Below are 10,935 nucleotides of genomic sequence, written 5' to 3'. Positions count from 1 at the left end.
CATTCCAATCGGGGGAGGAAAAACCTCATGGCACTCATGATCGCGTTCGAGGTGATCGGGATCATCGGCATGATCCAGGGCTTCGGCTCGGCACTGGTCACCCAGGTCTGGGGTGGCAACTGGCAGCTGATGCGCTGGGCGCTGGAGTGGCAGCCGTTGATCGGCATCGGCATCGGTGTGGCCGGTCTGCTTCTGGCGAGCATCGGCTGGGCGGGCCAGCGTCGCATCAAGTCGTCCCGCTGACCGGGACACGACCAAATCTGAGAGACCGTCACATTGCGTGCAGTGCATCTGGACTGAGCGGGGTAACCCGTTGCGCCCTCTGGCGGCACGCTTCGGCGATTGCCCTGGCCGACACACCGTGGGCCTTCGTCCGGTCAGCGGATGATCGACGTGAAGCCGTCCACCTGGTCACAACCTGCAACCACGATGCGGCACACTTGCCGGGTGGTCGCCACGTTCGTCGGTCGTGCTCATGAACTCGCGGTCCTGGCCGATGCCAGGAAGTCCGCGGCTTCCGGGCGCCGTCAGCTCGTCGTGGTCACGGGCGAGGCGGGCGTGGGCAAGACCTGGTTCGCCGAGCAGGCCTCGGCCGCGGCCGAACGTGACGGGTTCGAAGTCATCTGGGGCCGGTGCTGGCCACACGGTGGCGCACCGGCTCTGTGGCCGTGGCCGGCCGCGCTGCCCGCGTTGGCCGGCCCGGCGGGCGCGGAGTTGCTCGCCGCCGACTCCGGGCGTGATCACGTTGACCCGGAACGGTTTGCCAGGTTCGCCGCGGTCGCCGACCTGCTGACCAAGGCACGGGCCAGGACCCCGACGATGATCGTGATCGACGACGTGCACTACGCCGACGAAAGCGCACTGCTGCTGACCCGGTTCCTTGCCACCGCACTGGACCGGCTGCCGCTGGTCATGGTCCTGACCAGACGCAACACCCCGTCGGTCAGCAGTGACGCGGCCGAGTCCCTGCTGCGCGAACTGCAGTCGGGCGCCACCACGGTCGCGCTCAGACCGTTCGACGTCAACGATGTGGCCGCGCTGCTCGACGCGCATGGCCAGGCCAGCCCGGATCCCTTGGCCGCCACCACATTGCTGCGTGTCACCGGCGGCAGTCCGCTGTACCTGGCCCGCGCGGTCGACCTCGGCTGGACCGGTTCCGGACCGGCCACTTTGGAACACGCGATCACCGAGGCGGTGACCCGGCTCGACCCGGAACACCAGCGAATCCTCGCTTTCACCGCGTTGCTCGGGGTGGACGGCTCGGTCAGCGAGGTCGCCGGAATCGCCGGCTGCAGCCCGGCCGAGGTGATGGACGCCCTCGTGGCCGCAGAGGCGAAAGGCCTCGTCGACCTGACACCCAACGGCTGCACCTATCACGACCTGGTCCGTGAGGCGGCACTCGATCAGTTCGATACCACACAGCTTCTGGACGCCCACGCCCGCGCGGTGACCATCCTGCACGGCAATCCCGAACGCGTCGCGCACCACGCGTTGGTCGCCGCGATGCGTTCGGACAAGGACGCGGAGATTGCGATCGACGCGTGCCGCGCAGCAGCGGAATCGTTGCGGCGCGGCTATGCCTACGAACGCGCGGCGGATCTGTTGGGCCGCGCGGTGTCTTTGGCACAACACCGCCGCGATCTCCCTGGCCGCGCGGAACTGCTGGTCGAACACGCGGATGCGGTGCTGGCGTGTGGACGTCTCAACGACGCACGGGTCGCGTTCGACGAGGCCACGGATGCCGCCGAACAGGCCGGGGATCCGGTGCTGATGGCCCGCGCGGTACTCGGGCTCGGTGGCGTGTGGGTGCATGAGTACCGCAACGCTGCCGTTCGCGCGCACGTTCTAGCGCGACAGCGGGCAGCACTGATGGCGCTTCCGCAGTCCGAACGAGCACTGCGTGCCCGGCTCACCGTGCGGCTCGCGGCCGAAGCCGTGTACGAGGGCGAGGCTGTCGAAGAAGCCCTCGACGCACTGCGCCGGGCTCGCGCAGTGGGCGACCCGCACACATTGGCTGACGCGCTTTCGTTGACACACCACGCTTTGCTGAGCCCCGAGCATGCCGCGATGCGGTTGCCGTTGGCCGAGGAACAGATCGCCGCGGCCTCCGCGGCGGGTGACGGCATCCTGGCGTTGTTCGGGTTGTTGTGGCGTACCACCGATTTGTTCCTGCTCGGCGATCCGTCGGCCGAACGGTCGCTGACCGAACTGCGGCAGCGGTCGGCCACACTGGGCGTCGCGTCCACCGGCTACATCGTCACGTGCATGGACGTGATGCGGCTGATCCGCGCGGGCAAATTCGACGAGGCCGAAGCCGCCACCGGGCCGTGCCTGCAGGAAGGCCTCGAGGTCGGCGACGCCGACGCGACCGGCTACTACGCCGCGCAATTGCTGGACATCCGTTGGTTACAGGGCCGCGACGCGGAACTGGCCGACCTGGTGACCCAGACGTTGAGCTCGGCGACGCTGGCCGTGGGCGAGTACGGCTTCCGCGCCTCGGCGGTCATGGTGCTCGCACGGGACGGCCGGATGTCCGAAGCCCGTGCGGTACTCGCGCCGATCCTGGACGTCGGGCTGGTCAACGTGCCGCGGTCGAGCACCTGGCTGGCCGCGATGGTCGCCCTGGTGGAAGCCGCGGTGATCCTGAACGATCCCTGGCTGGCGAGCGAGGTCGCCGACCTGCTGCGGCCGTTCGCCGACCTGCCGGTGACCGTGTCGCTCGGCGTGTGCTGCCTCGGTTCGGTGTCCAGTGCCCTCGGCCTCGCCTCGTTGCTCACCGGCGACCCGACGGCCGCCGTCGCCCATCTGGAGAAAGCGGTCCGGGTCAATGTCCGGATCGACAACCGGCCCGCGGCCGCGATCAGCCGCGCCCAGCTGGCCAAAGCCCTTGTCGCACGCGGGAAGCCGGGTGATCTCGGGCAGGCTCGCGCCTTGCTGACCCAGGCGATCGGCGAGGCGCACTCGATGGGAATGACCAAACGTGTCGACGAGTGGACCGCGCAGGCGGACTCGTTGACCCCGTCGAACACTCCCGCAGTGCTGCAGTGGACCAGTGGCGCGGGATGGGCGGTGCGGACCGGCAATGCCCGGTTCCCGCTGCCCGAGCTCGTTGGTCTGGACTACCTCGCGCGCCTGCTGGAACGCCCTGGTCAGGATCTTGCCGCGGTCGACCTGGTCGGTTCGGCCGTGCTCGCCGGCCGTCAGGAACTGCTCGACGACACCGCCGTCGAGGCCTACCGCCGCCGGGTCCGTGATCTGGACAAAGCCATCGACGACGCCGAAGCGGACGAGGATCTGGCCAAGGCCGAGCGGTTGCGGTCCGAACGGGACGCCGTCGCCGACGAACTCATCCGTGCGATGGGCCTCGGCGGTCGTGTCCGAGGCTTCGCGACCTCGCCGGAACGCGCCCGGACCGCCGTGCGCAAGGCCATCAAACGGGCCCTGGACACGATCAGCGAGCACAACCCGGTGCTCGGTGGCGAGCTGAACACAGCCATCACCACCGGCACCTCGTGCCGCTACACACCGGATTCCCGGCAGTGGACGGTCCGGCGCTAGGTTCACGCGGAGATCGCGTTTGCTCGCAGGATTGCCATGTGGAGGTCGCGGGTCGCGGCAACCGGGCCGGTGCCCAGCTCCGCTGCGAGCGTCGCGCGCAGCCGTTCGTACGCGATGAGCGCACGTGCCGGTTCGCCGGAGTCGGCGTGGGCACGCATCAGCATACCGTGTGCACGCTCGTCCAACGCATCCACCGCGATCGCAGCCTCCGCCAGAGCTTGTGCCCGTGCCGGGGCGCCTGCCCGCAGCGCGCATTCGGCGCCTGCGTGCCGTCCGCGGCGCAGCAGGCCCGTCTGCATGGCACGGGCGCGCTCGGCCCACTCGGCCGTCGGGTAGTCGGCCAGCACCAGGCCCCCTGAGATCAAGTCCAGCCCCTGGCCCGCAGCAGCCAGGCCAGCGGCCGGACGATTGTGGGTCAGCGCGGCCTCGGCCTGCGTGACCAGGTCGGCGGCGTCGTGCAGGTCGACCCGGATCGTCTCGCCGAGCCGGTACCCACGCCGGCCGCCGACGATCACGGTCGAGCCGAATCTGGACCGCAGTCTGCTCACCAGCGTCGCCACGTTCGCTCTCGGCTGCTGCGGCGGCGCCGACCCCCACAGTTCGTCCACGACGGTCTCGACGGTCACCATACGACCGTGCGAGGCCCCCAGCAGTGCCAACAGCGTCCGTGCCTTGCGGCTGCCCACGTCCGGCGCTTCCCATATGCCGTCCGCGCCGTGCACTGCCACCGCGCCGACCAGCCGGACCTGCCAGTCGTCCGACGTGCGCTGCCAGTAGTTCAAACCACCCCGGTACTCACCCATACCTCTATGGCGTGACACGGGTGTGCCACCGCTGTGCCACACGCCCGAATACACAGTTCGATTCTGTCATCCGTCATTGCAGTTTCGTTGCGGCCGGCTACGCGCAGTGACATCCGATTTGGGCCGAGTTCGAGTCCTATCCCCGGAACCTTGCAGTGCCGCCGTGGCTCGGGTGTTATCGCTCCTGCAACGAAACTGCAATCCGGGCTCAGCAGGGTGGACCGAATGCCGCCGGAGGAGAAGGTACGTGGTGAGGCTGAGGATCGTCGACGACGGGCTGGCCGACGCGCATGTCCTCGTGCTCGGCACAGGCGGCCTCAACGCCAGCATGATCCCGTACCTGTGCGGCCTGGGCATCGGCCAGTTGACGCTGCTCGACCGGGCGCTCGCCTCATCCCGTCAGGTCGGCGACCTGCTCGACAAGCACCGCCCGGACGTCGTCGCCGCCCAGGTCGACTCGGCAGACGAGCTGGGCCGGTGGGTCAACGACGCGTGTGCCACACGAGAGATCCCCTTGGTGTGCACAGGAATGTGGCATACCGAGGCAATCGTGTGGTCGGTGGATCCTGGACTCAGTGGCTGCCTGGAGTGTGCCTTCCGCCAGCAACCGGACAGCGCCGCGACCCGCAACCGCGGCAGCCGGGGCATCGGCCAGATCTCGGCACTGCTCGGCGAGCTCACCGCGTTCGAGATCCTGCGTATCCTGACCAGGTTCGAGGAACCGGCCTACGCAGCGAATTCGTTGTTCGTCGACTTCGCCAACGGCGGCGCGACGCACGAGCAGCCTTGGCCCCGTGACCCCACCTGTCCGGTATGTGGGCCTAAGCTCGCACAGCCGTACCGATGATCAGCGAGCACGACCTAGACGGCCTGCCAGATCCGGCGCCATCGGTACACAGTGACCGGCCGGCCCGACAGCCATTGAGTGTCCACACCGCACCGCGGGCAAGGTGTCGCATCGGGCCTCGTCGAGCCACAAGCCGGACAACTCACCGAAACGTCCCTTCCGGACAGATATGCCTCCATGACCCGTTGCACGACCACAACCAGGCGCTCACGGGGATGAACCGTGGGATTTGGACAGTACGCGAGCCGGTTTCCCCAGGAATACCATCTGTCGGCGAACACGGGATCTCTTCTGCCTAAGGCTTTCTCTCTGCGTCTGCGGTCGGCGAACGCGTCCCGGTAGGTCATCCAGACCTGCCGCGCCTCCACAAGTTCGGCCGCGGCACGGCACAGCGAATCCGGATCGTCGGTCAGCTGCCGCGGAACACGGGCGTTGACGAGCACATGATGCCAGGTCGCGCGAAAGCCGTACGGACAGAACCGCGCCACGCTTTCCCGTAGTGCCAGGATCCGATTGTCCACGGTCACCCGGGGATCTCCGGCTTTGCGAGCCGCGCTGGGAAAGCTGGTCACCCATCTGACTGTACTTGCCGATCCCGCCTCACACCTGATCCAGCGGTTTTTGCCCCAATGTCCCGTTGGTTGCGTGTGACGCAACCAACGGGACACTGGGGGCACCCACCTGCGGCGTCAACCGCGTAACTTGGCCTTCTGCACCTTGCCCGACGCGGTACGCGGCAGCTGCTCGACGACCTCGATGTGCACCGGGATCTTGTACTTGGCCAGCCGGCCGAGCAGGAATCCGCGGAACTCGTCCTCGTCGAGCCGCGCGTCCGGCCGGCACACCACGAACGCCTTGCCGACCTCGCCCCACTTCTCGTCGGACACGCCGATCACCGCGACCTCGGCGACCGCCGGGTGATCGAAGATGACGTTCTCCACCTCCGCCGGGTACACGTTCTCACCGCCGGAGATGAACATGTCCTTGACACGGTCCACTATGTACAGATAACCCTCGTCGTCGACGTTGGCGACGTCGCCGGAGTGAAACCAGCCGTCCCCGGTCAGCGCCGACGACGTCGCCTGGGCGTTCTGCCAGTACCCAGGCGTGACGTTCGGGCCCTTGATCAGCACTTCGCCCGGCTCGCCGACCGATACATCGGTGTCGTCGGGCCGGACCACACGCACGGAGGTGAAGAACACCGGGACACCGGCGGAGCCCGCTTTCCGTTCGCTCTCCCCCGCTTCCAGGAAAGTCGCGCCGGGCGCGGTCTCGGTCAGGCCGTAACCCTGACAGAACACCAGTCCGCGCTTCTGGTAGGTACGGATCAGGCCTTCGGGAATGGGCGCACCGCCGGACATCAGGCACCGGATCGACGACAGGTCGGCCGTCGCCCAGTGCCGTGACTGCGCCAGGGACGCGAACATCGTTGTCACACCGAACATCCAGGTGATCCGGTGCCGGGCGATCAGCTCGTAGCAGCGATCGACGTCCCAGGAGGACATCAGCACCGAACAGCCGCCCTTGATGAACGTCGGCAACAGGGTCTGCCCGAGCGCGGCGACGTGGAACAGCGGCGCACTGATCAGCGTCACCTCCGAGCCCGCGACGTCGACCGCGATCAGCAGGTTGTAGGTGTTCCAGATCATGTTGGCGTGACTGAGCATCGCGCCTTTCGGCCGGCCGGTGGTGCCGGAGGTGTACAGGATCAACGCCACTTCGTCCTGCGAGACGGGAACGTCGATCGGGTCCTCGGCACCTGCGGCCAGCCAGGGCTCGTACTCGGTTTCCAGCGAAACCGCACGCGTGCTCGTCACCTCGGCGGTCCCGGACGCCTGGACCAGCACTTTGATCCCGGCATCCTGGACCATGTAGGCGATCTCCGGCGCGGCGAGCCGGAAGTTCAGTGGTACGAACACCGCGCCGAGCATGTGCGTGGCGAACATGGTCTCCGCGAAGGCTGGGTGGTTGGGGCCGAGGTAGCCGACCCGGTCGCCCGTGCCGATCCCGGCCGCCCTCAGCTGGGCGGCCAGTTTCGTGGCACGGGCGGCGAACTCGCGATAGGTGGTCCGCCGGTCGCCGAAGATCATCGCCGTGCGGTCCGGCGAGATCATCGCCCGCCGGGCCGGCCAGCCACCCAGGCCTTCGTTACGCATTCCGCCTCCTGATCAAGAAGCAACCTTCGCCTGCATCAGGTCCTGTTTGCTGGTTTCCTTCAGGCCGAGCACACACACCACGGCGAGCAGGCAGAACCCGGCGATGGTCGCCGAGATCACGAGATTGGACGCACTGCCCGCACCGCGCTGGATCTCCGCGAACAGCAACGGCGCCAGGCCGGCGCCCAGCCCGGCGATCTGGTAGCCGAGTGACGCACCGGTGTAGCGGTTCTCGGTGCTGAACATCTCCGAGTACAACGCGGCCAGCGGGCCGTACATCATCGCGTGGATGACCGACTGGCCGACCACCAGCGCCACCAGCAGCAAGAACCCGCTCCGGCTGTCGACCATGGGGAACAGTATGAACGACCAGACCGCCATCGACAGTGCGCCGATCAGCACAATCGGGCGCCTGCCGAAGCGGTCGGACGCCGCGGAGAACCCGAGAATGCCGACGATCGCACAGGCCGAGCTGATCGTGAGGACGTTGAGCACGTCCTGCCTGGCGTGGCCGGCCCGCACCGCGTAGGCTAGCACGAACGTGGTCAAAGTGGACTGTGCGACGAACGCGGCCAGGCCGACTCCGATGCCCAGCAACAGGTTGCGCGGATGGTTGCGCAGCACCTCGAGCACCGGAAGACGTTTGCGTGGCGCGGCTTCGCTTTGCGCCGCCTTGAAAGCAGGCGTCTCCTCGACCTTCATCCGCACGAAAAGACCGACCGCGAGCAGCAGAATGCTGAGCAGGAACGGAATGCGCCAGCCCCAGGACAGGAAAGCCTGTTCACCGACGATGCCGGAGGTGACGGTCATGGCGATGGTGGACAGGACCATCCCGGATGGCGCGCCCGCGTTGGTGAAACTCGCCCACAGACCGCGTCTGCTCGTGGCGTGTTCGGCCGACATGAGCACCGAACCACCCCACTCACCGCCGACCGCGATGCCCTGGATCACCCGCAGCAGCACGAGCCCGACCGGGGCCAGGCCGCCGATCGAGGCGTACGTCGGCAGCAGGCCGATCAGGAAACTGGAGATACCCATCAGGGTCATCGACAGCACGAGCATTCGCTTGCGGCCCAGCAGGTCGCCGAAGTGCCCGAAGAGAATGCCACCGATCGGCCTGGCCAGATACCCGGTGGCGAACGTGCCGAAGCTGGCGACCGTGGCCAGCAGAGGATCGAGGTTGGCGAAGAAGACCTTGTTGAAAACGATGGCCGAAGCCGTGCCATAGAGCAAGAAGTCGTAGTATTCGATCACGCTGCCGAGGTAGCTGGACGCGACCGCGCGGCGTAACTGGACTTGAGACATGGCAGCACCCTCATCTTTGGGGGCGGGCAATGGATTCAGGCGTAGTGCCGGTACACCGCTCTTGCCACACAAGCCGGCTTGGCGGAGCCGTCGATCTCGATGGTGAAGTCGAGGATCATCTGCACCCCGTCACCGGGGACGTCCTCGACCGAGACCACCGTGCCGGCCAGGCGGATCTTGCTGCCGACCGGCACCGGAGCGGGAAAACGCACTTTCTCCAGGCCGTAGTTGACGCTCATCCCGACGCCCTGGATCTCCAGCAGCTCGTTGAACAGCGGGATGAGCAGCGACAGGGTCAGGTATCCGTGCGCGATGGTCGTTCCGAAAGGCCCGGAGCGTGCCCGCTCCGGGTCGACGTGTATCCACTGGTGGTCGTTGGCCGCGTCGGCGAACAGGCCCACACGCTCCTGCGTGATCTCCATCCAGTCGGTGTGCCCCAGATCCTGCCCGGCCAGGGCCTTGATCTCGGCCAGTCCGTTGGCTGTAGTCATGTCTTCTCCAGTCCGAGTAGGCGCACCGCGTTGTCTTTGAGGATCTTGGGCCGGACCTCGGGCTTGATCTCGAGCTTGGCGAAGTCGGCCAGCCAGCGGTCCGGCGTGATCACCGGGTAGTCGGACCCGAAGAGGACTTTGTCCTGCAGCAACGAGTTGGCGTACCGGACCAGCTGCGGCGGGAAGTACTTCGGCGACCAGCCGGACAGGTCGATGTAGACGTACGGCTTGTGCGTCGCCACGGCCAGCGCCTCGTCCTGCCACGGGAACGACGGGTGGGCGAGGATGATCCGCATGTCCGGGAAGTCGACCGCGACGTCGTCGATCAGCATCGGATTGGAGTACTTCAGCCGGATGCCGCCGCCACCGGGCACACCGGCGCCGATGCCGGTCTGTCCGGTGTGGAACAAGGCGGGAACGGCGAGTTCCTCGATCACCTCGTAGAGCGGATAGGCCATCTGGTCGTTCGGCGCGAAACCCTGAATGCTCGGGTGGAACTTGAAGCCGCGCACACCGTAGTTCTCCACCAGCTTGCGTGCTTCCAACGCTCCCGCGCGGTGCTTCCACGGATCGATGCTCGCGAACGGGATCAGGACGTCGGAGTGCTCGGCGCAGGCCTCGGCGATCTCCTCGTTGGGGATCCGCGGATGACCGGTCGCGTGTTCGGCGTCCACAGTGAACACAACCGCGGCCATGTTCCGCGACCGGTAGTAGTCGGCCATCTCCGGGATGGTCGGCTGCCGATGGTTGTGCGCTTTGAAGTACTCCGCCGACGCGCCCATCAGGCTCGGGCTCAGCGAGGGATGGCCGTCCTTGGAGACCTCGGCGTGCGTGTGCACGTCGATGGCCACCAGCTTGTCGATGTCCATGTCAGGCCTTCGGTGCCGGGACGCCGTAGGTCTCCGGCTGCGAGCCGACACTGCCGTGCCACGAGCCGGCGATCGCGTCCGCCGACCAGCCGCCGTCGGCGTAGGCGGTGACCTTCTCCTGGGGGTGTGTCCAGAGCGCCAGCTTGTCCCCGCCGATACCGATGGCCTGGCCGGTGATCCCTTCGGCGGCATCGGAAGCCAGGAAGACCACGAGCGAGGCGACGTCCTGCACGGTGCCCAGCCCTTCGCCCTTACGCAGCCAGTCCGGGAACGGCGTGCCATTGCGCTCGGATTCCTCGATGACCGGGCCGAACGCGGGGATCGTCTTGGTCATCTCGGTGGCCGCGACCGGCACCATCGCGTTGACCATGACCCCGGCCTTCGCCAGCTCCATCGCCCAGGTCCGGGCCATGGCCACGATGCCCGCCTTGGCCGCGGCGTAGTTGGTCTGCCCGAAGTTCCCGCGCTGCCCGGCCGGTGAGGAGATCAGGATCAGCCGACCGCCGGTGCCCTGCTCACGCATGCGTACCGCGGCCGAGCGGGCGCACGTGAAAGTGCCACGCAGGTGGACATTGACCACTGCGTCGAAGTCCTCGTCACTCATTTTCCACAGCACGCGGTCACGCAGGATGCCGGCGTTGGTGACCATGACGTCCAGCCGGCCGAACTGCTCGACCGCTGTGCCGACAAGAAGATCAGCGACTTCGGCGGTGCCGACGGGGGCGACGACCTCCGCGGCCCGGCCACCCGCCTCGCTGATTGTCTTGACCACCTGGGCAGCCGCCTCAGCGTCGACGTCGTTGACCACGACGGCGGCTCCGGCTTGCGCGAGCGCTTCGGCATACGCACGGCCCAGTCCACGGCCCGCGCCCGTCACGACGGCGACTTTTCCCGACAAGTCCATAA

At 67.4% G+C, this 10,935-nt stretch carries 10 protein-coding genes; 3 read left to right on the top strand and 7 right to left on the bottom strand.

The window, feature by feature from the left end:
• The first annotated feature begins 27 nt into the window (after positions 1-27).
• Positions 28-243, top strand: a complete 216-nt coding sequence (locus JOF56_RS33310) for a hypothetical protein (protein ID WP_209643411.1) — start codon at positions 28-30, stop codon at positions 241-243.
• 204 nt (positions 244-447) lie between these two features.
• Positions 448-3,558 (top strand): ATP-binding protein, encoded by a 3,111-nt coding sequence (locus JOF56_RS33305; RefSeq protein ID WP_209643410.1) that lies wholly within the window; start codon positions 448-450, stop codon positions 3,556-3,558.
• Between the two features lie 2 nt (positions 3,559-3,560).
• Here JOF56_RS33305 and JOF56_RS33300 read toward each other — a convergent pair whose 3' ends face one another.
• A complete protein-coding gene (locus JOF56_RS33300; protein ID WP_209643409.1) occupies positions 3,561-4,361 on the bottom strand; it encodes an AfsR/SARP family transcriptional regulator in 801 nt (266 codons plus the stop codon).
• 247 nt (positions 4,362-4,608) lie between these two features.
• Between JOF56_RS33300 and JOF56_RS33295 the strand changes: the two genes are divergently transcribed.
• Positions 4,609-5,208, top strand: coding sequence for a HesA/MoeB/ThiF family protein (locus tag JOF56_RS33295; protein ID WP_209643408.1), 600 nt, complete (start codon positions 4,609-4,611; stop codon positions 5,206-5,208).
• 14 nt (positions 5,209-5,222) lie between these two features.
• On the opposite strand, the gene JOF56_RS33290 is transcribed toward JOF56_RS33295, so the two are convergent.
• The 6 genes from JOF56_RS33290 to JOF56_RS33265 form a co-directional block, all read right to left on the bottom strand.
• Positions 5,223-5,780 carry a hypothetical protein gene (locus JOF56_RS33290; protein ID WP_209643407.1) on the bottom strand — a complete coding sequence of 186 codons (558 nt, stop codon included), beginning with the start codon at positions 5,778-5,780 and terminating at the stop codon, positions 5,223-5,225.
• A gap of 117 nt (positions 5,781-5,897) precedes the next feature.
• Complete coding sequence (locus JOF56_RS33285) at positions 5,898-7,364, bottom strand: acyl-CoA synthetase (RefSeq protein ID WP_209643406.1); 1,467 nt, start codon at positions 7,362-7,364, stop codon at positions 5,898-5,900.
• A gap of 12 nt (positions 7,365-7,376) precedes the next feature.
• Positions 7,377-8,669, bottom strand: coding sequence for an MFS transporter (locus tag JOF56_RS33280; protein ID WP_209643405.1), 1,293 nt, complete (start codon positions 8,667-8,669; stop codon positions 7,377-7,379).
• A 35-nt stretch (positions 8,670-8,704) separates the two neighbouring features.
• Positions 8,705-9,160: a MaoC family dehydratase gene (locus JOF56_RS33275; RefSeq protein WP_209643404.1), complete on the bottom strand. Its 456-nt coding sequence runs from the start codon at positions 9,158-9,160 to the stop codon at positions 8,705-8,707.
• Positions 9,157-10,029, bottom strand: coding sequence for an amidohydrolase family protein (locus JOF56_RS33270; protein ID WP_209643403.1), 873 nt, complete (start codon positions 10,027-10,029; stop codon positions 9,157-9,159). Before JOF56_RS33270 ends, JOF56_RS33275 begins: the two co-directional genes overlap by 4 nt.
• Before the next feature lies 1 nt (position 10,030).
• Positions 10,031-10,933 (bottom strand): SDR family oxidoreductase, encoded by a 903-nt coding sequence (locus JOF56_RS33265; RefSeq protein ID WP_209643402.1) that lies wholly within the window; start codon positions 10,931-10,933, stop codon positions 10,031-10,033.
• Positions 10,934-10,935 lie beyond the last annotated feature (2 nt).

The sequence above is a fragment of the Kibdelosporangium banguiense genome, from assembly GCF_017876405.1.
GTDB lineage: Bacteria > Actinomycetota > Actinomycetes > Mycobacteriales > Pseudonocardiaceae > Kibdelosporangium > Kibdelosporangium banguiense.
This window is presented reverse-complemented; position numbering and strand designations above follow the sequence as displayed.

Bases quoted from the DNA above. Each gene is read 5' to 3' on its own strand.
- JOF56_RS33275 (WP_209643404.1), bottom strand. From the start codon at position 9,160: ATGACTACAGCCAACGGACTGGCCGAGATCAAGGCCCTGGCCGGGCAG.
- JOF56_RS33310 (WP_209643411.1), top strand. From the start codon at position 28: ATGGCACTCATGATCGCGTTCGAGGTGATCGGGATCATCGGCATGATC.
- JOF56_RS33270 (WP_209643403.1), bottom strand. From the start codon at position 10,029: ATGGACATCGACAAGCTGGTGGCCATCGACGTGCACACGCACGCCGAG.
- JOF56_RS33280 (WP_209643405.1), bottom strand. From the start codon at position 8,669: ATGTCTCAAGTCCAGTTACGCCGCGCGGTCGCGTCCAGCTACCTCGGC.
- JOF56_RS33265 (WP_209643402.1), bottom strand. From the start codon at position 10,933: ATGGACTTGTCGGGAAAAGTCGCCGTCGTGACGGGCGCGGGCCGTGGA.
- JOF56_RS33285 (WP_209643406.1), bottom strand. From the start codon at position 7,364: ATGCGTAACGAAGGCCTGGGTGGCTGGCCGGCCCGGCGGGCGATGATC.
- JOF56_RS33300 (WP_209643409.1), bottom strand. From the start codon at position 4,361: ATGGGTGAGTACCGGGGTGGTTTGAACTACTGGCAGCGCACGTCGGAC.